Below are 24,115 nucleotides of genomic sequence, written 5' to 3' on the forward strand. Positions count from 1 at the left end.
TCTCTGCTGCTGATCGACGGTGTCATGCCCATTCGATGCCGAGTTCGGCGAGTACGGTCCGTTGGGGTTTGGTGAGTTTGTCGCGGCCTGCGGTACGGCTTGCACGGTGAAGCGCCGTCGCCCCCGCCTCGCCCTGGCCGACAGGAGCTGCGGCGACTTACGACACGGCGGCCGGGTGGGAGTCAGCGGCCTTCGCCCGGCCGTGGCAGTTCCAGCTTCAGCGGGCCGCAGCCGAGGCGGGCGGCCTCGGCCTCGACGTAGCGGGGGAAGAGGGTGCGCAGGTCCGCGCTCGCCCCGCCCTCGTTGGCCTGTACGACGAATACCGTCTCGCCCGTCTGGCAACGTGCCCGGAAGACGCCGAGGTTGGGGCCGAGGCCGCCGTAGCCGGCGGCGGAGCGCACCCGGTCGCCCTCGTGCAGCGCCATTCTTGTGAAGATCCCGGCCAGCCTCGGGTCCTCGACGGTCATCAGGCGCTGCTTCGGCTGTGAGCCGGTGATGTCCCGATCGCAGGTGCGCACCGGGCCGCGCCCGTCGGTAATCATGGGGTACCGGTCCGGCCGGCGCTTCTTGCCCAGGGTCAGCCCCTTGATGCCGCAGAGCGCGTCCGGCTTCTCTGTGCGGGTGTAGCGGGCGGCCTTCGGCAGGCGTTCGACCGGATCGGCGATCGTGCCGGTGCAGCCCAGGTCCGCGCTGACCTTGTTGACGAGCTTCACGACCATGCGGGCCATCCCGTCCCGCTCCTTGGTACGCGGCTCCAGGTCGGTGATCCAGCTGCCCTCGGCGATGTCCACGACGGTCGGCCCGTCGAGGTCGCCGGGGCGCCCCAGGCAGCCGTCCGGGATGGCGAGCCAGGCGCGGTTGTCCGAGGCCATGCCCAGCAGGCCGCCGCCGAGCGGGGTGAGGCGGGCGGAGAGGAACTCATCGGCCCACTTGCCGTCGTCGCCATTGCGGTCGTCCAGCCGGTGCACCCGGGCGGTGAGCGCCCATGCGTCGCCGTCGCTGTTCGTCAACTGGCAACTGCCGGTGGGGCCGTCCATGGATCGCCCACCGTGCAGCACGGGAGCCTCGACCGCCTTGACGTCCTCCGGCTTGCGGAACGTTGCGGCGAGGTCGTCGCGGGACAGGGCGCCCCAGCACACCTCGTCCGGCGCGAACGGCCCGGCCTGCGTCTGCCAGGCCATGCCGCCGGCGCCGAGCAGCATCCCGGCGAGACCCGCTGCCAGCAGCGGCCGGACCCGGCCGCGCAGCAGCCGGCGCCAGTGCCACCGGCGCAGGCGCCGTTCGCTGAGCATTTCCCGCTCGGCAGGCAGGGACTGCTCGTATCGGTTCGGTTCGTCCGCAGTGCTGCTCACCGGCCGGCTCCCTCGGGGGCGATGGGGGCGCAGCCCAGGCGGGCCGCGGCCGCGTTGGCGAAGACGGCGAGGTGGCCCGGGTCGGTGGAGACGCCCATCAAGAAGATGACGGGCCGGCCGGCGCAGTCGGCCCGTACGATCGCATGCTTCTCGCCGAGGGTGCCCGTGCCGCGCCAGCCACGGGCCGCGGGCCGCTTGCCCGCGATGCCGTCGAACACCGCGGCCAGCCGGGGCTGCGCGACCATCGCCAGGTCCAGGTATGGCACGCCGTCGCGATCGCCACGGACACTGCACGTCTGCAGGTCGCGGGTGACCGCGCCGATCTGGTCCTCGATGTCCTCCGTGTCGAGACGCAGGCCGCGGATGCCGCAGACGTCGTCAGAGGTGCTGAAGACGCGCTCCTTCGTGTCCGGTAGGTCGTAGAGCGGCGAGCTGACCCTCAGCGGCTCGTGCGGCGCGCAACCGGCCGCCGCCATCCCGCGGTTGGCCGCCGCGACGAGCAGCACCGCCGCCTGCCGGGCGCCGCCCAGGTCGGCCGGATCGCTCTGGGTGTACGAGCCGTTGGCGTACGTGCCGGACGCTTGCATGGTGACGACGGTCGGCCGGCCGTCCTGCGTGTCGCAGGACTTCGGGAGCACCAGCAGGCCACCGCGCCCGTTCACCGTGCCCGGCAGGCCGTCCGGGAGCGGAACCATGTCACCGCCCAGGAAACCGTCCTGGACCAATGCGAGGCGGGCCTCCGCAGCCTTGGGGACCGGGCTGTACTCGACGGACACCTGCTGGTCGGTGGTGACCTTGTCGCCGTCGTAACTGCTCTTGTAGTCGCTGGCGATGGTGACCTCGCAACTGCCGGTCGGACGCTCGCGGGTAGGCGCCGTCTCCCTGCCGGTGCGTGACCCGTCGTCATCATCGCCGAAGGCCTCGTCGCCGAGGAAGTCCGGACCGCTGTCCTCTTCCCAGGCGCCCCAGCAGTAGCGGTCCTTCGGCCATGGCCACGTGTCCGCCGCCCAAGTACCGAGCCCGGTGCCCGCAAGCACGAGCACCAGCGCGGATATCAGCAGCAACCGGCCGCGCCTGCTGTGCGGCAGCGCCCGGCGTAGCCAACCAGGCGCCGCGGGCGCCTCGTCCATCTCACTCACCCCGTGATCCCCCTCCGGCGCTGGAGTGTATCCCCCCGTCATCACTCAGGAGCAGCCCGCCCCGTCCACGGGGATCTTGCCGTTCAGCAGGTAGTCGTCCGCGGCGGGCGCAACGCAGCTGGGATGGTCGTACGCGCCGTGATCCTGGCCCTGTACGTCAGCTTCACCGTGGTCTTGCCGCCCAATTGTTCCGCCATGCGCGTGGCCCCCTCGTACGGGGTCTCTCCGGGGCGCCGGGGGTAACACACCGTGAAGCGTTGAAAGTCGGCGGCGCGGACGCCGGTGCCGCCTCCGCGTGCCAGCGGCGCACCGCGAGTGCGATCGCCCCACCCCGATCACCGCGCCGCAGAAGCTGCCGATGGTGCCCCACAGGCTGCTCGGCTGCTGCAGGTGCAGGGCCCACGGTGGTTGTGGATGGTCGACGAAGTAGCGGATTATCTGCGTTCCGATGGCCACCACGTAGGAACAGGCCACGAAGATCCGGCCGATCGAGTTGCCGAGCCGGCCGGGCCAGCAGCACGTGCGCGCCGACGGCTGCCCACGAGTACGCCAGCCAGAATCCGACGGCGAACAGCGCGCCGTCGGCCGCCCGGAAGAACTGCACGTAGTACAGGGCGCTGCCCAGCACGATCAACTGCCCGCACCGCGGCCAGGGCAGACGGATCCACACGAGCAGCCCGGCGACCAGGATCACCCCGCCCACCAGCCGCGGTGGCGCCTCCTCCCACCACGACGGAGCGGTCACGGACCACGACACCACCATGGCCCACACCGCGACGGCCGCAGCGGCTGCCGCGCCCAGCCCGGCCGGTATCCACCGTCGGTTGTGCACCCGCGTCCGTTCCGCCTCGGCATTCTCGGCCGTCACTGAGGTCCGCCTTTCGCCCACTCCCTCATGTTGATCATCCAAGGCCCGGGTGGAACCGCAACCAAGGTTTCCGCCCTGCTCGTTGGGGATCGCCGCAAGACAGTGCCTGGATCGCCCGGAGGCGCCCGAAGCCACCCGAAATCAGACTGAGCGGGTGTCAGGTCACAAAGGGGGAGAGCGATGTTATCGGGTGCATACGTCTCGGGGCGCTCGGCCGGCGAAGGCCGGATCGGGGGGCGCACCACCGAAGGCGCGCGGGTCATTCGAGCGGGGGAGCGCACCATGATGCGCCCCCATAGCCGGAAACGGCCGAGCGCTGCCCGTTCGTCTGACGTGGTGGAGCCGAGGGGGCGCGGCGTGGGGAGGCCGTGCGGACGTGAGGGGGCACGGTCATGAGGCGGGCCGGATCAGCACGTGGGAGGAGGCTGCGGGGCGCGGTCACGGCGGCGCTGCTGCTGATGACGATGACGATGGCGGTGCCGTCCGCGGCCGCGGCGGGGGGCGGCGCACGGGCGGCGACCGGCGTCCGGGCGGACACGCCGGAGCCGTCGGCCACGGTGGTCCCCTCGGGTCCGCAACCCGACCCGGAACCGACGGACCCCGAGACGGACGACGACACTCCTTCGCCCCCGCCGACCGACCCCTTGTTGACGCCGGAGAGCCAACAGGTGTACGCGCCGACGTCGTTCACCATGACCGGCACGGACTTCGACTGCTCAGCGGGGCCGGAGTCCGCCGGCCTGCTGACCTTCGAGGTGGATGGGCAGGAACCGGTGAGCGTGACGGTCGGCGACGACGGGAGCTTCAGGCAGGACGTCACCGTGCCGGCGGACACCGAGCCCGGGGCATACCGCATACAGGCTCAGTGCTCGGCCGCGCATGATGCGCCCGTCGCCGAGGCCACCTTCGAGGTGCTGCCGCCGGAGGCCCCCGACCCACGGGTCTCCCTGGAACCGAACTCCGGGGACCCGGGGACGAATTCGGTCGTTCACGGTGAGGGCTTCCTGTGTGACGAGGGCGCGGGAGTGGACGTCCTCTGGGACGGGAAACCCGCCGCCACCGCCACACCCGACGCGGATGGGAGCCTCACCGCCACGCTGACGGTCCCGTCCTCCGCCACGGAAGGCGGGTACGAGGTGACCGCGAGCTGCCAGAGCCCGCAGGACGTCCAGGACTCGAAGACCTTTACCGTGAACCCTCCGTCCGTCACCCCTTCACCGGAGGACACCCACGACGTCACCATCCACCTGACCGACTACCCGGCGGTGTGCACCCGGGGCTCCATCGTCATCGGTGGCCGCCGCTTGGACACCTGGCTGGACGAGGGCTCGACCCAGGGTGACACGGGGACGGGGCTCTGGGGGTTCATCGACCTCCATGCCCACGTTCCGGGCGATCTGACGGGACGTCTGGAAGTGGACCTGGACTGCGCGGGCCGGGACCGGGAGAAGGCCGGCGAGATCACTCTGCCCACCGTGGACGGGCTGACGCTCTTCGAGCTGCCCCTGGGATTACACAGCCACCCGGAGGGGCAGACGGGCCGGATCACCCCGTCGCCCTCGAGCAGCAGCACGGGTGAGAGCAGTGGCACTCCGGACCCGACAGAGAGCGCCGACCCGGACCACAGCGCCGGCCCGATCCCGTCGCCGAGCCACAGCCCGCACGGGCCCCGGAAAACGGGTCCGGCACGCGGCCTCGTCGAGGCTCTGCGCACCCCGGCCGACGTCTCGTGGGCGCTGAAGGATCTGGCCGGGTCGGTGGCGATGGCTGCCTGGTTCCTGCTGTTGATCATCCTCCTGGAACGTGCCTTCCCCAGTCAGTTGGCCGACAACGCAATAGGCCGCTGGTGGTCTCGGGTCCGGGCGCGGCAGCAGGTACGGTCACCGAGGCTGCCCGGCTGGGCCAGGATGTGCGGTTTCGCGCTCCTTGGTGGCTCCCTGGCCGTCTGGTCCGACGCCAGGACCGGCTTGAGCACGTCGACCGCGGTCAGGACCGTGGGCGCCGTCGCGGGCATGCTGATGGTCCTGGTGGCCTATGAGAAGACCAAGGACTCCCTGCGCCACCCACGTCGGGGCGGGATCCGCACGGAGTTGCGGGTGGTCCCCGCCGGGCTGCTGCTGGCGGCCCTGATGGCGCTGGTGTCCCGGCTCCTGGAGTTCCCGGTCCCGTACGTCTACGGCCTCGTCGCCGTCTACATGGTGGCCGGCGCCTGCCGCTCCGACCCCGACGACGGCATGCCGAGGGGCCAGGCGGTCCTGATCGGAGGGATCTGCGTGCTCGCCGCCTCGGTGCTCGTCTGGGCGCTGGGCGCGCCCCTGGTCCAGGCCGTCCAGAGGCACCACGACTCGCCCGGCAGCCTCCGCTATGTGATCGCCTACACCCTGGGGCTGACGGTGGTCGGCGGCATCGAGGTGGTGGTGTTCGGTCTGCTCCCGCTGTCCGGCATGGACGGGCAACACCTGAAGGACTGGAACAAGTTCGCCTGGTTCGCCCTCTACCTGACCGGCCTGACCTTCTTCTTCCACGTCCTGCTGAACAGCGTGCACCCGGCAGTGGGCAAGAATCTCGCGGTCGACGGGGACCTGCGCTGGTGGACCGTCGGCATAGCCACCGGACTGTTTCTGGCCGCCTGGGTTTTCTCCCTGGTTCTGCGGTGGTTCGCCGCGCGTGCGGAACGGCGGAGTCCGGCGCCCTGATCGGTCCGGCCAGACCGCTCACGACATCCCTGACCAGACCGGCCGTGTCGCCGTCGTCACCGGAGCAAACAGCGGTCTCGGGTACGTCAGGTACGTCACCGCGCGGGAGCGAGGCGGTCGTCCGGATCGGGGCGAAGTTCCGGTGGCCCGAATTGAGTTCGGGCGGCTGGACCTGGGAGACCTGGGCTCCGTACGGGACTTCGCGCGGAAGTTCTCGTACGACCGCCTCGATCTGCTCGTCAACAACGGCGGGGTGATGGCGCGGGCGTACCGGACGACGGCGGCCGGGTTCGAGACGCAGTTCGGGGTCAATCACCTCGGAGACTTCGCCCTCACCGGGTTGCTGGCCCCCGCGCTGCTCGCGACGCCCGGTGCGCGGATCGTGACCGTGTCCAGCATGATGCACGCCCTGGCGCCGCCGCCGCGTCAAGGTCATCGGCCGACTCCCCGGCGAGCACTCCTGCACCTCACTCGTCTGGGCCGTCCTCGACCGCGCCTCACGCGGCTGGCGCGGCTTCACCATGACCCCCGTCGGCCTGCGCACCCTGCACGGCCTGCGCTGAGCGGTCCTCGAACCCCTGATCCGGCTGCGGCCCGCGCTGATCGGGCCGAAGACAGCCGCGACCGATGCGGCATAAGATCACCGCACGGTACCCACCCCGGCGAGCCCCAGGTCGTCGTGCGGGCCGCTCGTCGAGGACTGAAGGAGAACCCTATGCCCTGGACGGCTGGCGCCGGGCTGGCAGCCATCGGGCTGGCGCTAGCTGGCATCGGATGGCCGTGGCTACGCCGCCGGCGACGCTTCCGCGACGCGCGCCAAGAGCTCCTGGTCACTGTCGTGGCAGTTGAGTCGTCCAAGCTTGCGGTACGTTTTTGGCCAGCCGGCCAGGAGCAGCAAGCAGAGGCACTCATTACGGTTCCCCCGCCTTTGGTGAGTGAATGGACACGGCGACTCAGCTACGGTCCACCGCCGTCGCAGGACCCGGACTTCGAGGGTCCAGAGCTCGGATGGAATGAGATTGAGGTGTCCTACCAGCCCGGTGGGTCGCCGGAGGCACTGCTCAGCTCCCAGGTCGAAGCAGCAACTGAACAACCGTTTATATTCGTTGGCGTGGGGCTGCTCCTGACGATGTTCGGGGTGCTCCTCCTCTACCCGCCGCTTCTCCTTGTGCTCTTGGGAAGCGGAAGCGCGCTGATGGCTGTGGGGTTCCTGCTCACGCGTCAACGGCGTTCGCCTGAAGCCGGGCGCGGTGTCCCGGACATCACCGGCGTGGTACTGGCCGCGTTCCTGGGGACCACCGCAACCCTCTGCTTCGTAGGTGCGCTGCAGCTACGGTGAGTTCGGGCCCGCCGAGCCCCCGACCCAGCTGCGGCGCGCGCCGAGCCGGCCGAGGACAAGCCGTGCGGCATCTGCTGGGAAGCGGAAGGTGCAGCCAGCGGTCAGTGGTTGAGCATCGAGGCACGGATCTGAACTGCGGGCGATGGTTGTGCTGCGGGCAGTGGGCGGCCAAGGGGCAGCACGGTGAGTACCCGTACGAGGACACCGTGCCGCAAGCGTGGTGGGACAGTTCCTCGCCGCCCGTCAGGGCCGCAACCCCGCCCGTTTGAGTGCGATCATGGACAAGTCGGAGATGACCTACTGGTCACCGCGGCGCCAGGCGTCGGCCAGCCCACCCGGTGGGACGGGGACCCCGACGAGGTCGCGCTGCGGCCCGGTGAGGGTGCGCAGCGCGAGCAGGTCGGCGCCGCCAGTGTCTTCGAAGAGGTGTCGGGTGGTGGCGCTGTGCTTGATCCAGCGCAGGCGTAGCGGGAGCCACAACACCAGTACGAAGGCAACCGGCAGGACGATCAGAGCTAGTGCGGTCAGGGTGGCCACCTGACCCACGATGTGCTGCAGCGACTGGCCGGCATCGGAGAGACCGGTGCCTGCGCCGGCAGCGGACTGGAGCGGCTTTTTGAGGGTGTCCCCGATGAACGGCACTTTCGAGGCCGCGTCAGCGGCGTCTTCGAGGCCGGAGGCGAGGTCGTCACCCGCGCTCTGAGCCTTTCGTCCCGGCTCGGCCAGCATCATGATCGCGTCGTGGACAGTCAGGGCGAACTTCACCGCGGCCGCCGTCAGGGCCACGGCGATCAGGTCAGCGAGCACCTGACGGTTCCGACGTGCCGGTGTCTGAGCGTAAAGGCGCATTGGCGTGCTCCTCCTCCGGTGATGGCATCGGAGACGGCCGGCTCCGGCCATGTGAGGTGTGCTGATCGTGGCGCGGGGCTTGGCTGGTCGTGTGGCGGTACGTGGGGCTCGACTCTTTCACCGGACTCCACAGGTGCACGTCCTCGACACGGTGCCGGGTTGCTGTCCTCATCGGATCTGAGAGCTCTTCGACTGCCGACCCGGCGATCAGGTCACCTGTTCACCATCGCCAACGCTCCGGATCAGCGACACCCGTCCTCCACACACCGGTTCGAGACGCTACGGTGCCGGTTCCTGGTGGGGGCAGCGATGACTGAGAAGCGCTGCGAGGGCAGGACGCCCGGAGTGCCCACCGATCGTAGCCAGGCGGGAGTTCGCCGCGGAGGAGGCTGGCGAAGGCGCGGCCGCACGCCAGCAAACGAGTTCACGAACTCCTTCGGGATCGCCGAAGCCGACGTGAGCAGTCGTTGCGAGGCACGTTCCGACCGGTGCACTGTGAGCGCGCCCCTCTCGGGGTCCGACCCAAGGTGCTCGTCCAGACAGTACGATACGAAGCCCATGAAGCCGACGGTGGCCCGGGTCTCCCAGTCCTTCCGTGCACGCACGAGTCACCCGGGGGAGGCAGCGATGGCCTTCGCCTCTTGCGCCAGGAGGTACGGCCAGACTTCAGCCTGGTAATCACGGACCCAGAAGCCGGATCCGCGGTAGTCCATGTTCGAGCTACCCACGTCTGGGAGTAGAGCATGCGGGCCCGGGGAACCTGAACGCAGTTCAGCCCGGCGCATCCTCCGTCAGACGGGCCCCGCGGCGCCGGGCGGCCGAACCCGACGAGGACGGGGTGGCCTTGCCAGGCGCGGCCCACCAGCGGCTCGGCGGCTCCGTTGGGCGTCTGGGAGCACCCATCGCCGAGACCGACCTGGTGTCGGCCTCACCGTGCCGTCAGTACGCAATGGCCAGCAGAGCGATACAGGTCGAGCCTTCCTGCAGGCACGACCCTCGTGTTCCTGCGGTCGGCGAGCACGGGTGTTCGAGTTGTCGTCGGACCAGTACGTCACAACCACTTGTTGCGCCAGCATGGGTGTCATTGGACAACGCTGCGATCCGTCGCACCTCCAAGTCGGTGCTCGGAGAGTCACGGTCGGGTCCCGCGGACCTCGGCAGCGAGGAGCGGCGCGCGCACCATGGCAGTCTGTCGACGCCGCATCCTCGGTCAGTGGGCCGTTCCAAGCGGATGTGTCGGCCCGTGCAGCGCTACATCGAGGTGGGCAGGTGTGGGGAGCGGAGCACGAGCAGGGTGATCTCGCTGGGGGCGAAGACGCGGAACGGCGGGCCCCAGAAGCCGGTGCCGCGACTGGTGTAGAGGAGGGTGCGAGCGCCGTGGCGGCTGAGGCCGGCGAGGGCGGGCTGGTCGATGCGGACCAGGTGGTGGAAGGGCCAGATCTGGCCGCCGTGGGTGTGGCCGGAGAGTTGTAGGTCGATGCCGTGGGCTGCCGCCCGGTCGATGAACTTGGGCTGGTGTGCCAAGAGCAGGACGGGTAGGTCGGGGTCGGCGCCGTTCAAGGCTCCGGCGAGGTGGGCGCGATGGCCGGCCAGGCCGGAGGACTCGGCGGTGACGTCATCCACGCCGGCCACCACGAGGGCGTCGCCTCCGCGTTCCAGCAGCAGATGACGGTTGCGCAGCGGCTCCCAGCCCAGCTCGTCCATCAGGTCGACCCAGCCCTGGGCCTCGCCGTAGTACTCGTGGTTGCCGGTGACGTAGACACGGGCCCGAGTCGCCTGCACGGTACCGAGTGGGGCGGCCTGGGCGCGACGGCGTTCGGCCGTGCCGTCCGCGATGTCGCCGGTGTGGCAGACCAGGTCGGCTTCCAGAGTGTTCACCGTTTCGCATACCCGTGCCGACCAGCGAGTGCGATCGAGTGGGCCGTAGTGGGTGTCGGTGATGAGGACGACGCGGAGGCCGTCCAACCCAGCACCCAGTCGCGGGAGTTGCACGTAGAGTCCGCGCACGCATGGTACGCGGCGGGCTTCGGCGTACCCCCAGGCGAGCAGTACGGCGGTTACGCCGAGGACGGCCCAAGTGACGATTCGGGCCCGGTCCTGGCTCTCGCCGACGCCGGCCGCGGTCAGGGCGAGCCGCAAGAGGACGCCGAGCAGAACGGACCAGGTGAACAGGACCCAGCTGGTGCCCAGCAGGGTGTCACCGATGATCGCCGCCCGGTCCTGCTGGCGTCGGCCGTGGCCGCGCACCATCGCGAGCGGCATACCGACGAGGCCGAGGGCGGACAGGGTGGTGCCGGCGAGCGTGACGGGCACCGGCCAGTGCTGGCCGGTGTGCAGGAGCACCCAGCACGGTACGGCCCACAGCAGGACGGGGGCGATCAGGGGGATGTAGCGCATCAGGCGGTGCGGTCGGCTCTGCCGCGGCACTTGCGCTTCACCCTCGGCGGGCCGGGTGTTGCTGGTGTCGGTCACGCTTCCCCTCCCTGACCAGGCTGCCGTCTCGCGCACTGTATCCGGTCGTCCTCGGGCTGCCGGACGTTGCGTTCATGGGCCCGGCCCTTTGGGACGAAGGGTCCTCTGCGAGGCGGCAAGGCTCCGCTGCCGGCCTCACCGAGGTCCGCCAGACGCCGTTCACGGTCACCGTCGCCGAGGCCCAGGCCCTCAACTGACCAACCTGCCTGGTGGCCCCGGCGCACACGTACGCGCCGGGGCCACATCTACCAGGCGGGCCATTCACCAACAGTGTCCGAACAACAGTCGGACCTCTCCCCTCATGCCCTACCGGTCAGAGGTTGGCGCACTGTCCGGCACGGGTGCCGTGCACCGTGTTCGGGTTGCCGTCGTTGGTCGGGGGCGGCACGTTGCCGGTGCAGTGCAGCGAGCCGCGGATGGTGTTGCCCGCGATCTCGGCCCGGGTGTCGTCCGGGAACGGGCCGCTGCCGGTCGTCCCGTTGACGTCGACCGAGCCGACGATCTGGTTGGCGATCAGCTCCGCGCCGGAGTGGTTGTCGAGCAGGTGGACGGACCCGCCGACCCGGTTGCCGGCGCAGGCGTCGTCACCCGGATCCCCGACGACCACGAACCCGCTCGCGCGGTCGACCTGCAGTGTCCCGGTGGCGCGGCTGTCGCACATGCCGAACAGCGTGCCGTCCGAGGAGTGCACGCTGCCGAAGACGGTGGAGTGGCCGATGAACAGCGCCCCGCCGGCCGCGCCGTGGACGGTGCCGTGCACGGTGGCGTCGACGATGCAGGTGCTCGGCGCGGTCGCCCGGACGCTGCCGTGGACGTCACCGGTGATGACCTCGGCGCAGGTCACCTGCTGGGTGATGCTCTCCAGGCTGCCCGCCAGGAAGTTGGTGTCGCCGCTGTACTGGGCCGTGATGGTGTGGCTGCCGGGCAGCAGGTTGGCGGAACCCACCTGCGTCTGGGCGCAGTTGGCGCCACCGCCGGGTGCGAGGGTGCCGGTGCCGAGCACCGTGCTGCCGTCCTTGAAGGTCACCGTGCCGGACGGCGGCAGCGCCGGGCTGGTGCTCGGCGGGGCCGGGCAGACAGTGTCGGTGAAGGTGATCGGCTCGCCGAAGGCCGCCGGGCCGTTCGCCGAGGAGGCGAGCGTCGTGCTGACTGGGGCCTGGTTGACGGTCTGGGTCAGGCTCATCGCGGTGCTGCCCAGGTGGTCGAGGTCTCCGCTGTAGGTGGCGTCCACGGTGTGGTCGCCGACGCTCAGCGTGGAGATCGCGTCCGAGGTGGCCGTCCCGGTCGTGGTGTCCACCGGCACCGGGCTGCCGAGCTGGGTGCCGTCGACCCGGAAGGTGACGGTGCCGCCGTCCGGGGTCGGTACGACCTCCGCGGTGAAGGTCACCGGCTGCCCGTAGACGGACGGGTCGGCGGAGGAGGTCAGCGTCGACTGGGTGGTCTGCTTCGGGACGCTGAAGAAGATCGTGTCCCGCGCCTGCTGGGTGGTCTGGTTGGTGCCGTTGAGGTTACCGGTGAACGTGCCGTAGAAGGTGGTGCCGACCGCCTTCATCTGGATGTAGTCGCCGATGAACCGCTGCCGGGCGTCGCCGTTGTCCTTCGCGATCGTGAAAGTCTGCAGCGGGAGGTCGCTGAATGTCGCCCCGTGGTCGGTGCTCCGGGCCAGGTGTGCGGTGACGATCGGGAAGGCGCTGCCGTTGGTTCCGTCGGAGGTCAGGTAGAGGACGCCGACGGTGCCGTCGCTGAGCACCGCGACGGAGGGCAGCGCCGCCTCGGTCGAAGTGGAGACGTTGACCGAGGCGCCGACGGAGAGGCCGCCCGCGCCGTCGTCGGTGAGCCGGCGCAGCCTGATCTGGTTGTGGCCGCCGGTGACGGCCTCGCCGTAGGCCACGAACACGTCGCCGTTGGTCGGGTCGACGGCCGCGTGCTGGACGCCGCCGATCAGTGCGTTGGACGTGGCGAACTTGAAGCCGACGTCGCCCTGGTAGCTGCTGACCGAGGCGACTACCAGGCCGTCGGTGGCGTTGCCCAGGTCCCAGCTCCCTCCGCCGTTGGTCGACCGCTTCAGCCGGATGTTGACGGCGTGCGGCTGGGAGGTGCTCACGCCGCCCTCCTGGTACAGCGCGTACACGGTGCCGTTGCGCGGGTCGCCGGCCAGGCGGAGCCCACCGTTGATGCCGCCCGTCACGGCGCCGTTGCCCACCGGTTGGTCGTTGGCGGCGGGGAAGTCCACCGGGCTGGCGCTGTGCTGCGAGACGGTCACGTGGTCGCGCGGGAGAGCACCGAGGTCCTGGTAGCCGACGTAGGCGTTGTCCTGGGTCGTGTTGGTGGTGTCGCGGTTGACGATCAGCCAGGGCTGGTCGGTGTTGGGGTGGGTGTTCGTGGTGGGCTGGGTGATGTTGGTCATCGGGTCGACGTTCCAGAGCCACGACGTCGCCTGGGTGGGGTCGGTGGTGGACCCGGTGACCACCTGGGCGTTGGCCCCGCAGGTCAGGAAGGTCCCGTAGAGTCGGCCGTTGCGGCCGTAGTCGATGGTCTGGTCGCACGGGCCGCCCGCCGTGTTGGCGATCCCCGGGGGTGCCGGGATGGTCCTCCGGTCGGTCCAGGTGGTGCCGCCGTCGATGCTGTAGAGCAGGTCGGCGTTGTTGTTCCACTCGTCGTTGGGGTTGTGGCCGAAGCGGGTGATGGCGATGTGCTGCGGGTTGGCCGGGTCGACCGCGATCGACGGCTCGCCGTAGGTGCCGAGCGTGTTGACGGCGGCGTCCGCGTCGATGATGTTCACGCTCGCGACCCGCTGCAACGGCCGGACCCGCCCGGGCTCCACCGGCCCCGGGGGAACCGTACGGTCGGGCGGCTGGTCGCTCCCGCTGATCCGGCCGTTGCTCTGACCGGCGCTCTGGCTCACCGGCGACGGCGCGTCGGCCCAGGCCTGGGCGGACAGCAGCAGCGGTCCGGCGGCCAGCGAGAGTGCGAGGGCCGCGCCGAGCGGGCGTCTGAGGGGGATCGGTCTGCGGCGGAGTGCGGGTGCCACGGGTCAGTCCTTTCGATCACGTCGGTCACACGACAGGGAGGTGACATTCTGTGATCGAGAGGACTGTGGCAGTCACACGGCGCACTCAGCGCGGTCACGTTCCGCTATGAAAGTCCTGCCAACGGCCGAGCACGCCGGAAATCAGGTCCACCGATCGGTCACGTCGGGCGGCCGGTATCGCCAGCAGGACGCCGAACACCAGCAAGGTGGTGTACCCGACCGTCCGTCCGGCACCAGGAAGCGGACGAAGCCGAACAGCCGGAAACCCCCGAGCCGGTTGGCCAGCAGGCCGGAGCCACCACACCAAGCACCGTTGCAGTACTGGATGATCTATTCCAGGGGGTCAGTGAGCGTAGGCGATCAGTGAGCGTAGGACGGTTTGTCCGGTGGCGTCGTTGCGCCAGATCGCGGTGGTCAGCGCGAGGATGCGTTGCATGACGCGGGCTATGACCCCTCCGGGTGCCTGACCGCCCATCCCACACCCTCCGCAGGCACCCCTTGGAATTGATCATCTAGTAGGGCTTGGTCATCTTGCTATCGGTGCGGGTATGTCGCGGCGGCAGGTGGGGCAGGCGCCGGTCCAGAGGGCGAGGAGTGTCTGCAGTTCACGGACGATCTGGTAGAGACTCAGACCGCCGCTGTGTCTTTTGGGGCGCGAGCCATGCGCCTGAGGGTGCAGAAGGCATGGGCGGCGGAGACGAGGGTGACATGGTGGTGCCAGCCGCCCCAGGTGCGGCCTTCGAAGTGGGCAAGTCCCAGGGCCTGTTTCATCTCCCGGTAGTCGTGCTCGATGCGCCAGCGCAGCTTGGTCAGCCGCACCAGGGTGGCCAGTGGCATGCCGGAGGGCAGGCTGGACAGCCAGAACTGCACCGGCTCGCTCTCGGTGGCGGGCCATTCGGCCAGCAGCCAGCGTTCAGGCAGCTCGGGAGCGTCCGTGGTCTTGCGTAGGCCCCGTCCGGCGGGCCGGACCCTGAGGGCGACGAACCGCGAGTACATGCGCTTGAAGCCGTTTCGGCCCGTGCCCGGCCGGGAGCCTACCCGCCAGGAAACCGGCCGTGCAGCCGCCCGGTACCGCGATGACCAGGTCTTTCACCGTCTGCGCAGGGTCGGGGTACTGCGCTTTCGGTGGCCGGCCGGTGCCCGCGTAGGGGGGCTGGACGGGCCGGGCGTCGGCCGGATGGGCGGTGTGGCGGCAGGAGATCCCGACCGCATAGGGCAGGCTGCGTTCCTCCAGCCCCAGACGGAAGGCGGCGGCATCGCCGTATCCGGCATCCGCCACGACCAAGGGGACATCGACGCCCCACGACCGGGTTTCGTCGATCATGTCCAGGGCCAGCTGCCACTTCTCCACATGCCCCACCTGGGCGGGGATGCCGCAACGGCCGCGGCGGGCGACCTTGGCCGCATCCGCCTGTCCAGAGGCCGGATCCCATGAAGCGGGCACGAACAGCCGCCAGTTCACTGCGGCCGAGGCCTGCTCACGGGCCAGGTGCAGCGACACTCCCACCTGGCAGTTGGTGACCTTGCCCGCGGTGCCGGTGTACTGCCGCGACACACACGCGGACGCGTCCCCGTCCTTGAGGAAGCCGGTGTCGTCAACGATCAGCGCCTCCGGACCGATCGCCTCGTGCATCCTCCAGGCCAGCCGGGCCCGCACATGCGCCGGATCCCACGGGCTGGAGGTGATGAAGTGCGCCAGCGCCTGCCGGTTGCCGTCCTCGCCGAGGCGGGCTGCCATCGGCTCCACCGACTTACGCCGCCCGTCCAGCAGCAGCCCTCGCACATACGCCTGTCCCCACCGCCGCTGGTCCGCACGGAAGAACCCGTCGAACAACTCCGCCGCGAACGCCTCCAGGTCCCCCCGGGCCTCGGTCATCTCCTCAGGTGTCACACCACGACAACGCCACCCACGAGGCAACAGACACGCCACTCAGGAGTGAAGATGACCAAGCCCTACTAGTGCTGGGTTCTTCAAATGATGTACACATATCGGCGGCGTGAGCGTCTGGTGGGTGGTGCAGGTCTGCCTCAGATCCATGGGTTCGCGCGGGAGTTGAGGTGTGTGGTTGCCAGGGTGGTGGCGTAGGCGATGCCGTCGCGGTTGGCGAATGACCGGCCGGCGAGGGCGGCTTTGCGGAAGACGCGCCACCAGCCTTCCTGCAGGTTGAGCCAGCAGGCGCCAACGGGGATGAAGGCGTGGTGGATACGAGGATGGTCCTCGAGCCAGGCCCGCGTGGACACGCTGTTGTGACTGGACAGGTTGTCAGTGACGATCCAGATCTCGCCGGTCGGGTTGGCATCCTCGATCTGTTGCAGGAACTGCTGGTAAAAGGCGGTGTTGCGGGAGGAAGTGGTCATCGTGACTGCCTGGCCGTCGGCGGGTCGCAGACCGCCGTAGACCCAGGTCTTCTCCGGTCCGCGGCTGTAGTCGAGTTCCGCTTTGATCCGGTGGCCGTCCGGTGACCAGGCGGACGCGGGCGGGAACGTCCGCGGGATCACCGGTCCCAGCTCATCGGCGCAGATCACCGTCGCACCGACGGGCGGGTGGGTGTAGAGGCCGATGATCCTCGTCCTCTTGGGACGAAGTCCGGGTCCTTCGACCGTGTCCAGGACCGGGCGCGGCGCCAGCGCACCCCTTCGGCCAGCTGGATGCGGCGGACCTGTGAACGGCCCACCTCGATCCCTTCAGCCCACGCTGCTGCGGCCAGGGAATCCAAGGTCCATCCAACCTCACGCATCAGGGTGGTCAGGGCGTCGGGGGTGCTGCCATCCTTTGCCGTCGCCCACTCGAAGGTGGTCCGGAGTTCTCCGTCCTCGTACCAATGGAAGAGGTGGATGGGTTTGCCTCCGTTGCTGGAGTGCGTCACTGCGCGCCCGCCTGCCGACAGGGCCTCCAGAAAGCGTGGCTGCATCCCTATGCCGCCGTCGAAGTGCAGGACCAGTGTCCAGTCTTCGTCGGCGCCCGGCACGGTGAACGCACCCGAGATGAAGGACTCTTCGCAGTAGTCCGTCCCGTCAAGTAGTTCGTCCTGCCGCTCGATGAACGCGTCCACCCCTGTACACGTGCCCTTCGGCGTCGCCGCCATCACCCGCTGCACGTCCCCCGGCGAGACGCCCCGCACCAGGGTCAGGGTGTAGCCGGTATGGAGCGCGTAGCGGAACCACGAGGACGAACGTATCCAGGCGTAGTCATGTGCGGTTACCGAAGTCACGCAGCACAGTCTGCCTGCCACCGCTGACACGGGCCCGTGAAGCGGGCTCGGTACTGCCGCAGCTCGTGCACATCTCGTGTCCGGCCCCGCCTGCACGGCGACGACCTGGCGTCCTTCCCGTTCTCGGCCCGCCTGGACGAGGACGAGATCCGCGCCTGCATGGACAGCGACACCCGCGCCGCTCGCATCCGGATCCTGTCAGCCTCGCCGTGCGGAAGTTCACGCACCTGCGGCGCGCGGTCGACCTGGCCCTGATCGCGCTGGCCCTGCTCGCCGCCGCCGGCCTCGCGGCCCTGTGACCCACCCACCCATCACCCCCGCTGTGACGAGAGGGCACGTCGTGACCGACACCCTGACTTTGCCGGTTCGTCCGTACGCGGATGACTCCCCGCTCGCGCATCTGACGGACCTCGCCGCCGAGGCACACCATGTGCCCACCGGCGACGAGCAGCGTGAGGACGCCGTCACCGCCGCCGCACACCGCATCTACAACGAGAAGCCGACGGCACCCGCGACATCCTCACCCTGATCGTGCCGTGCACCTGTGGCCACGGCTACGTCGAAGGCCCGCGGCTACCAGGGCAGCCGCCAGGTTGTCCGCAAACACCTCGCCGCCCTCCGCGCGGGCACCGCCGAACCGGTCCGGGCCGACATCCCCAGCCCGCGCAAGATCACCTCCTGGATCATGCGGCCTCGCGAGACACTCACCGAGAGCCAGGAGGAGCGGCTACTTCAGGTCCGGCTCGCCTGCCCGGACATCACCCGGGCCTGCGACCTCGCCCGGACGTTCGCCGATCTGGTCCGCCACCAGCGCGGATACCTGCTGATGGAGTGGATCCGTCAGGCCGAGCAGGACGCACCGAAGCCCATGAAGGGCTTCGCCGGCTTCCTCCGCCAGGACCTCGACGCCGTCACCGCCGGGCTCACCCTCTGGACTGCTACGGACGCGTCGTCATCGATGAGCGAGAGCTGACATGGGAGTCTTGACCGGAGGCTAAGCTTGTCATTTATCCAGTTCGCCGGGTTTCGTGCCCACCTTGTGGTGGGTGGGACGGCTGAACGCCTCGCCTTTGGCAAGCACTCTGCCCACGTCATGGCGGGTGGTTGGGCGACGGTTCTTCGAGCCCGATGTTCAACCAGGGCCGGGCCGGGACGGTTTCGGTGCACCGGCCGGAGAGCCGGCCTTCGCGTGTAGGTTTCTGAACCCGCTGCGAACGTGAGCGGGTGTCAGTTTGTTCGGCTCAGTTGGCTTCTCCCATGGCCTGCGGAGGTCGGTGGCCGGCGGGCGGGCCAGCCGGAGCTGGGCGTAGGGGGCGATTACCAGCCGGGTGCCTTGACGAAGTGCTCGTCCAGAACCGAGAGGGCCCCGTTGCTCAGCAAGGGCGAAAGAATCCCGCCCTGCGGGGTGCCGGGGACGGTCTCCTTGGAGGTACCAACCGGTGAGGATGGCCGCCTTCAAGAACGCCTTCACCAGCGCGAGCACGCGCTTGTCCCCGATCCGAGCCCGCACCCGGTCCATCAGGGCCGAGTGGGAGATCTCGTCGAAGCAGGCCGTGATGTCGCCCTCCAGCACCCGACGATCTCACCATGGCGCTGTGCCGCGCCGGCTGGCGTGTGGTTACGAGGAGCACGCGAGGGCCTGGACCGAGGCACCCGCGTCACTGGACGCCCTGTGCAGGCGATGTGGAAGCACCGCGGAGCGCTCGTGCAGCGCGGCGCCGCCGGCAAACTGGGCCGCCGGGGCCTGGTCTATCTACTGCTCTTCCAGGTCCTGGTGCCGCTTCTCGCCCCCGTCGTGGACGTCTTCGCCCTGTACGGCCTGGTCTTCCTCGACCCGGTCCGGATCATCGGGCTGTGGCTCGCCTTCCTGCTGCTGCAACTGCTGATGGGGCTGTACGCGTTCCGTCTGGACGGAGAACGCCCGGGGCCGCTGTGGAGCCTGCCGTTGCAGCAGTTCGTCTACCGCCAGTTGATGTACCTCGTGGTGATCCAGTCCGTCTTCACCGCCCTGTCCGGCTCGCGGCTGCGATGGCAGCGCATGGAGCGGTACGGAAGCCTGTGGGCCCCGGCAAGCGCAGTAGCCCTCCAGCAGCCGACACCGCACGAGACCACGCAGCTGCACTGAGAGGACAGTGATCCGAGCCCACGAGCCAACCGGAGCGCGACCATCAGGATGAAGGCAGCCGAGCGGGTGTCGCCCGAAAGGCCGGAGTCGGCGTGGTCGCCGACCCCGGCCCGGTGGCGGAGGACCAGGAGTCCTGCAACAAGTCGATGGTCCTCCGAGCGCTGCGTGCGATCGACCTGCTCACCTCATAGGGAGGTTCAGCCGGTGAACACGGCGGTGCCGTTCGGGACGCCGATTCCGGACGGACAGTAGTACCCGCTGGTGCCGGTCCACAGGTACGAGCGCCGCAGCTGCCGTTGGAGCCGCTGGTGACATCGTATTGCGCCGAAATATGCACCTAAGGGAAGGACGCCGGGTAGGAGTCGGCGGACGGGGCACCGCCCAGTGCGTAGGTCGCCGCGATCAGCGGGGAGGAGGCGCTGGTGCCGCCGAAGACCATCCAGCCGGTAGCCGACCAGGGTGGTGGGCAGGGTCACCGGGTGGCCCGAGGCGAACTTCACCACCACGCCGCCATGCGTTTCGGCGGAACTGCTGCGCAAGGCGCGGAGCCGTGGTGAAGACGGTCGGCGGTACGGCGAAGCCGCTGAGGTGAGCGTGGCGATCTCAGCGGCTCGCGGATCGACGCCGACACGCTGAAGACCGTGTGCGCGGCGAAAGCCCGCAGAGTGCCTGCGCCGAGGCATGCTCCCGCTGGGCCGATCAGCCCATTGTCCGGGCGAGCCCGGATGCCCAGGGACCTGCGAGGCGCTTCTCTGGACGTCGGTGGCTCGCAGAGGGAGTAGGTGGATGGATCGTGAGAATCACAGGACTCCAGGTGTCCGGTGGAAGTGCGCTCGCCGCGCCCGTGGATCTGAATGGGACCGGGCGCTATGTGCACTGGGGTGTCATCCAGGTGTCCGTCGCGAACCTCGTGGTCATCGGCTTGATGCTGATTGTCTTCGTGGCCGCGCTGCTGCTGCCCTTCCCGGGCGGACGCAGATGAGCGGTCCGGGTGAGGGCGGCGCGGCCACCGGGCCGTACAAGAACGTATCCGCCGGGGGAGGCTGGACCGGAGCGGTCCGGCGCAGGGCGGTCGCGGCACTGCCCCCGGACAAGTTGCTGCCGGACACCCAGCCGGCATACATGACCTCGTGGATCTACGTCTTCGGCGTGCTCACGGTGGCATCGCTCATCGTGGTGCTCGTCACCGGCGGGGTGCTCGCGCTGAAGGGACCCGCGTGGTGGCACGTCTCCGCGTCCGGGAGGTATGTGAACAGCCTGCACCTGTGGAGCGTCGAATTGCTCATGTTCTTCATGGTCATCCACCTGTGGGGCAAGTTCTTCATGGCCGCTTGGCGCGGCCGGCGGGCATTGACATGGGTCACCGGCGCGGTGTGCTTCTTCGCATCGATCGGCACCGCCTTCACCGGTTACCTGGTCCAGCAGAACTTCGATTCGCAGTGGATCGCCGGGCAGGCCAAGGACGGGCTCAACTCCGTTGGTATCGGCGCCTTCTTCAACGTGCTGGACTTCGGGCAGATGCTGATGTGGCACGTCGTGCTGCTCCCGTTCGTCCTCGGCCTGCTGACCGCCTGGCACATCCTCCTCGTCCGGCGGCGCGGAATCGTGCCGCCCATCGGGGCGACGGATCCCACGGCCGGTGGCACGGCCTCGCCTGCGCCGGGGGGAACGCCGCGATGAGCCGACGCCACGGGAAGTCCGCGGTACCGGACCCGGCCGTCTTCCCCACCCGACCGTACGACCTGGTCAAGGAGTTCACGATCGCCCTGGTGGCGGTGGCGGTCCTCACCGCAGCTCTGGCCGCGGTCTTCTCCTCGCCCGACGTCAAGCCGGTGACCCTGGCCTCCTGGTCGCGGGCGGACGGCGCGGACTTCACGGTGACCGCCGCGGCCGAACTCGGCGGCACGAGCGGGACGGCCGAGTACGGGCCGCCGTACAACCACACACCGAATGCGGCCCAGAAACTCGGCCCGGTCGGGCTGCAAGGCGCCGCAGGTGTCCGCACCCCGGTGGACACCGCCGAGGAATTCGTGCTCGGTCCTCTGACCGACGCCCCCGAGCCGCCGGACGTCAGCGCGGCCCTCGCCGCCTGGAACGCCGCTCCGGCCTCCCGTCAGCAGGCCTGGACCAAGGCCTATTCCGACGCACTGACCAAGTCTCCCGGCGGCGACCCCGCCAAGGTCGCCGAGGGCGACTACGGTCCGGTTCCCGTCCTCACCGCGCGCCTCCTCGACCTGGCCAAGTCGGGATCTCTGGACGGGGAGTTGCAGGCCGGGGGCAAGTTCTACCAGACGGACTACACCAGCCCTCTGCTCTTCCTCTCCGACGGTTCCTATCTGGAGTCCCTGGCCCGCGCCGAGCACCTGGGTGGCGACCAGTGGGGAATGATGAACGAGACCGGAAACTACCCGGGCCAGGCGTGGCTGTGGCTCTACACGTTCTGGTACCAGATCGAGCCCTTCAAGTCGTCCGGCAATGCCGACGCCCTGATCTGGGGCCTGATGGCTCTTCTCAGTCTGGGTCTGGTGCTGGTCCCATTCATCCCTGGCGTGCGGTCCATCCCACGCTGGACGCGAGTGCACCGGTTGATCTGGCGTTCGTACTATCGCGATCAGAACGCTTCGGTGAAGGCCCGGAAGTCGGGAGGCTGAGGGACGCCCGCGGCGCGTCGTTGTCGCGCGTCCTATTCGATGAACGCGGTCGCAGTGGACCCGGACTGGCGCGGCTCGGCGGGACCGCTGTCGGCCATGCCCTGGGCCGCACCGGGAGTACGGACGGCCGTCGGGTACAGCACCGGGCCGCAGCACACGCCCGCGCTTTTCCGTGTCCCGCTCACGGCGCGTGACCGTGATGCCGTGGCTCGCACTGAGCGTACGGAATGATCACTGGATGCGTGTGCGCCCCGCCGCTGGATGCCTTCGCCGACCTGGACCTCGGGCCACTCGCCCGCCTCCGAGGCCGCGCGCTGGTTCGCCGGACACGCGCTGTCGGCCGACCCTTCGGGAGCTGGCGTACGGTGCAGCTGCTGCACCGCCTCGCGCCGCAGCGGGCCACTTGGCCGCACTGATACAACAAGACGGGGATCGCCGGGGTGAACAGGAGGGGGAACAGCCGTAGGCCCCGCGACACGCCAGCAGACGCCGGCGCGGTGGTCAGCTGATTCGCTGGACGATAGATCCCGACTCCGGCGATGCCCGCCATCATCCCAGGGCGCAGCGCACCTCGGCTGGGTTACGACACGTCGCGTCGCACGCTCGTACCTACGGCCAGGATCGCGAAGACCAGGGTGTAGACCACCAGGACAGTGCCGCCACCCCAGCGCGGCAGCAGGTCACGCGTCATCATGGGCTCGGCGGCTGCGCCGAGCGCCTGGCCGGCGTTGAACGGCAGCCAGCGGGCGAGATCGCCGATCAGCTGGCCGACGATGCCCTCGACCAGGGCGACCCACGCCAGCGCGACGGCAATCGCGCCGACCAGGCTGCGGATGAGTGCGCCAACGCCCACGCCGATGGCGGCGAACGCCGCGTTCCAGGTGATGCCGCCGCCGATCGTGGTCCACATCGCGGAGTCCCCCCATGCGAAGGACGCGCCCTTGCCGGCCCACCAGGTGGCCGCGACTCCGAGGCCGACGAGAGCGCTGACCACTCCGGCCAGTGCTCCGAAGACTGTGTAGACCAGGAGCTTCGCGCCGATGACGGGCCCGCGCGCGGGCGTGGTCAGATAGGTGTCCGTGATCGTCTGGTGCCGGTACTCCCCGGCGACCGCGAGGATCCCGAACACCAGGGTGAACAGCGAGGCCAGGCCCACGTGCGCGAGGGCCTGGCTCTGCGCGGTGGCGTCGAGCGCCCGGTCGCCGGAGACGACCAGACCGCTGGTGCCCGCCACGACCAGCAAGGGGGCCGCGGTCAGCAGCAGCCATGGGCTGCGGATGGTGCGCAGTTTCAGTAGCTCGGTGCGGATCAGGGTGTTCATTTCGTTTCCTCCTCGTGCGCTCAGCCGCGGGCCGATGCCGTGGTGGCGCTGGTCGCGGGGCCGGTGTCCGGGTGTGAGGTGAGCCTGAGGAACACGGCTTCGAGCGTCTCCGTCTTCGCGCTGGTGAGTTCCGTCAGCGTCCCGGCGTAGCGCAGAGTGCCGGCGGCGACGATCACCACGCGGTCCACGGTCTGCGCGACCTCGCTGAGCACGTGGCTGGACATCAGGACCGTGCGTCCCTCTCCGGCCAGGCCGCGCAGCAGCTCACGCAGCTCGGCCATGCCGGCCGGGTCCAGGCCGTTGGCGGGTTCGTCGAGGACGAGTACGCCCGGGTTGCCGAGCAGGGCGGAGGCCAGGCCGAGACGCTGGCGCATGCCGAGCGAGTAGCCGCCCACACGCCGGTCCGCGGCGTCCGTCAGACCGACCCGCTCCAGTACCTCCTCGACGCGTGGACGCGGGATGCTCGCCGCCCTGGCGAGGATCCGCAGATGGTCGCGGCCGCTCCGGCCGGGGTGGAACCCGGTTGCCTCCAGCACCGCGCCGACGGCCCGCCTCGGCTCGCTCAGCTCGGCGTAACGGCGGCCGTCGATCAGAACATGGCCCGCGGTCGGCGTCACCAGGCCCAGGAGCATGCGCAGCGTGGTGGTCTTGCCGGCGCCGTTGGGACCGAGGAACCCGGTCACCACACCGGGTTCTACCTCGAAGGTCAGTCGGTCGACCGCGGTCACCGCGCCGTAGCGCTTGGTCAGGCGGTCTACCGTGATGCCGCCGTTCATCGTGTCCTCCGGCGCTGAGCCGTCCTGCGGTGAGGGGCCGTTCTCCGGCATGGAGGTGGCGGGAAAGTCGGATGCATCGGGGTTCTCCCCTTCCGTGGGGTTGCTCGAATGGGCCGGGGTGCCCGGCCGGGTGCCGTAATCGACACTCGTCACGCTTCCGTTTCCGGCCGCCGTGTGTCGTCGGCCGGAAACGGTAAGGACGGCTACCGCGCACGCGGTCCTCTCGCGCCCGGCTACCACGGCCGCGGTAGTCCCGGCTGCCGCGCAGGGGTGACGGCGGCCCG

17 protein-coding genes and 5 pseudogenes are annotated in these 24,115 nt (G+C 69.7%); 8 read left to right on the forward strand and 14 right to left on the reverse strand.

Going from position 1 to position 24,115, the window contains the following annotated elements:
- Nucleotides 1-182: 182 nt before the first annotated feature.
- From N8I87_RS39810 to N8I87_RS44165, 3 genes are read right to left on the reverse strand one after another with little or no spacing between them, the layout of a single operon-like run.
- Nucleotides 183-1,352: a hypothetical protein gene (locus N8I87_RS39810; RefSeq protein WP_263215814.1), complete on the reverse strand. Its 1,170-nt coding sequence runs from the start codon at nucleotides 1,350-1,352 to the stop codon at nucleotides 183-185.
- Entirely contained in the window at nucleotides 1,349-2,482 is a 1,134-nt protein-coding gene (locus tag N8I87_RS39815) for a hypothetical protein (protein WP_263216901.1), read from the reverse strand. Before N8I87_RS39815 ends, N8I87_RS39810 begins: the two co-directional genes overlap by 4 nt.
- 54 nt (nucleotides 2,483-2,536) lie before the next feature.
- Complete coding sequence (locus N8I87_RS44165) at nucleotides 2,537-2,965, reverse strand: alpha/beta hydrolase (RefSeq protein ID WP_317633534.1); 429 nt, start codon at nucleotides 2,963-2,965, stop codon at nucleotides 2,537-2,539.
- Between the two features lie 786 nt (nucleotides 2,966-3,751).
- Here N8I87_RS44165 and N8I87_RS39825 point away from each other — a divergent pair.
- Both N8I87_RS39825 and N8I87_RS39830 read left to right on the forward strand, forming a co-directional pair.
- Nucleotides 3,752-6,055 carry an FGLLP motif-containing membrane protein gene (locus N8I87_RS39825; RefSeq protein ID WP_263215815.1) on the forward strand — a complete coding sequence of 768 codons (2,304 nt, stop codon included), beginning with the start codon at nucleotides 3,752-3,754 and terminating at the stop codon, nucleotides 6,053-6,055.
- Nucleotides 6,027-6,470, forward strand: a pseudogene (locus tag N8I87_RS39830) (SDR family NAD(P)-dependent oxidoreductase); the annotation flags it as partial. The gene N8I87_RS39825 and the pseudogene N8I87_RS39830, both read left to right, overlap by 29 nt.
- Before the next feature lie 1,221 nt (nucleotides 6,471-7,691).
- Here the strand turns inward: N8I87_RS39830 and N8I87_RS39835 are convergent.
- The 7 genes and pseudogenes from N8I87_RS39835 to N8I87_RS39865 all read right to left on the reverse strand — a co-directional run bounded on the left by N8I87_RS39835 (nucleotide 7,692) and on the right by N8I87_RS39865 (nucleotide 16,958).
- Complete coding sequence (locus N8I87_RS39835) at nucleotides 7,692-8,201, reverse strand: hypothetical protein (RefSeq protein WP_263215816.1); 510 nt, start codon at nucleotides 8,199-8,201, stop codon at nucleotides 7,692-7,694.
- A gap of 1,293 nt (nucleotides 8,202-9,494) precedes the next feature.
- On the reverse strand, nucleotides 9,495-10,715 hold the full coding sequence (locus N8I87_RS39840; RefSeq protein WP_263215817.1) for a metallophosphoesterase: 1,221 nt from the start codon (nucleotides 10,713-10,715) through the stop codon (nucleotides 9,495-9,497).
- Nucleotides 10,716-11,028: 313 nt separating this feature from the next.
- On the reverse strand, nucleotides 11,029-13,746 hold the full coding sequence (locus N8I87_RS39845) for an Ig-like domain-containing protein (RefSeq protein WP_263215818.1): 2,718 nt from the start codon (nucleotides 13,744-13,746) through the stop codon (nucleotides 11,029-11,031).
- A gap of 343 nt (nucleotides 13,747-14,089) precedes the next feature.
- Nucleotides 14,090-14,215 (reverse strand): annotated as a pseudogene (locus N8I87_RS44780) (IS982 family transposase); the annotation flags it as partial.
- A 158-nt stretch (nucleotides 14,216-14,373) separates the two neighbouring features.
- A pseudogene (locus tag N8I87_RS39855) lies at nucleotides 14,374-15,622 on the reverse strand (IS701 family transposase).
- Between the two features lie 152 nt (nucleotides 15,623-15,774).
- A complete protein-coding gene (locus N8I87_RS39860; protein ID WP_263215819.1) occupies nucleotides 15,775-16,272 on the reverse strand; it encodes a transposase in 498 nt (165 codons plus the stop codon).
- Nucleotides 16,269-16,958, reverse strand: a complete 690-nt coding sequence (locus N8I87_RS39865; RefSeq protein WP_263215820.1) for a DUF6461 domain-containing protein — start codon at nucleotides 16,956-16,958, stop codon at nucleotides 16,269-16,271. Before N8I87_RS39865 ends, N8I87_RS39860 begins: the two co-directional genes overlap by 4 nt.
- 340 nt (nucleotides 16,959-17,298) lie before the next feature.
- On the opposite strand from N8I87_RS39865, the gene N8I87_RS39870 reads away from it, so the two are divergent.
- Nucleotides 17,299-17,487 carry a hypothetical protein gene (locus N8I87_RS39870; protein WP_263215822.1) on the forward strand — a complete coding sequence of 63 codons (189 nt, stop codon included), beginning with the start codon at nucleotides 17,299-17,301 and terminating at the stop codon, nucleotides 17,485-17,487.
- A gap of 15 nt (nucleotides 17,488-17,502) precedes the next feature.
- On the forward strand, nucleotides 17,503-17,931 hold the full coding sequence (locus N8I87_RS39875) for a hypothetical protein (RefSeq protein ID WP_263215823.1): 429 nt from the start codon (nucleotides 17,503-17,505) through the stop codon (nucleotides 17,929-17,931).
- Nucleotides 17,932-17,961: 30 nt separating this feature from the next.
- Here N8I87_RS39875 and N8I87_RS39880 read toward each other — a convergent pair.
- A pseudogene (locus N8I87_RS39880) lies at nucleotides 17,962-18,288 on the reverse strand (NF041680 family putative transposase); the annotation flags it as partial.
- A 248-nt stretch (nucleotides 18,289-18,536) separates the two neighbouring features.
- Between N8I87_RS39880 and N8I87_RS39890 the strand changes: the two are divergent.
- The 4 genes and pseudogenes from N8I87_RS39890 to N8I87_RS39905 all read left to right on the forward strand — a co-directional run.
- A pseudogene (locus N8I87_RS39890) lies at nucleotides 18,537-19,083 on the forward strand (glycosyltransferase family 2 protein); the annotation flags it as partial.
- A gap of 793 nt (nucleotides 19,084-19,876) precedes the next feature.
- Nucleotides 19,877-20,065 carry a hypothetical protein gene (locus tag N8I87_RS39895; RefSeq protein ID WP_263215824.1) on the forward strand — a complete coding sequence of 63 codons (189 nt, stop codon included), beginning with the start codon at nucleotides 19,877-19,879 and terminating at the stop codon, nucleotides 20,063-20,065.
- Nucleotides 20,062-20,763: a cytochrome b N-terminal domain-containing protein gene (locus N8I87_RS39900; RefSeq protein WP_263215826.1), complete on the forward strand. Its 702-nt coding sequence runs from the start codon at nucleotides 20,062-20,064 to the stop codon at nucleotides 20,761-20,763. Before N8I87_RS39895 ends, N8I87_RS39900 begins: the two co-directional genes overlap by 4 nt.
- Nucleotides 20,760-21,734: a hypothetical protein gene (locus N8I87_RS39905; protein ID WP_263215827.1), complete on the forward strand. Its 975-nt coding sequence runs from the start codon at nucleotides 20,760-20,762 to the stop codon at nucleotides 21,732-21,734. The genes N8I87_RS39900 and N8I87_RS39905 overlap by 4 nt, the downstream gene beginning before the upstream one ends.
- 32 nt (nucleotides 21,735-21,766) lie before the next feature.
- On the opposite strand, the gene N8I87_RS39910 is transcribed toward N8I87_RS39905, so the two are convergent.
- From N8I87_RS39910 to N8I87_RS39920, 3 genes are all read right to left on the reverse strand, one after another.
- Nucleotides 21,767-21,919, reverse strand: coding sequence for a hypothetical protein (locus N8I87_RS39910; protein ID WP_263215828.1), 153 nt, complete (start codon nucleotides 21,917-21,919; stop codon nucleotides 21,767-21,769).
- Nucleotides 21,920-22,314: 395 nt separating this feature from the next.
- Nucleotides 22,315-23,055 (reverse strand): ABC transporter permease, encoded by a 741-nt coding sequence (locus N8I87_RS39915; RefSeq protein WP_263215830.1) that lies wholly within the window; start codon nucleotides 23,053-23,055, stop codon nucleotides 22,315-22,317.
- Between the two features lie 20 nt (nucleotides 23,056-23,075).
- A complete protein-coding gene (locus N8I87_RS39920; RefSeq protein WP_317633535.1) occupies nucleotides 23,076-23,984 on the reverse strand; it encodes an ABC transporter ATP-binding protein in 909 nt (302 codons plus the stop codon).
- Nucleotides 23,985-24,115 lie beyond the last annotated feature (131 nt).

The sequence above is a fragment of the Streptomyces sp. HUAS 15-9 genome (assembly GCF_025642155.1).
Taxonomy (GTDB): domain Bacteria; phylum Actinomycetota; class Actinomycetes; order Streptomycetales; family Streptomycetaceae; genus Streptomyces.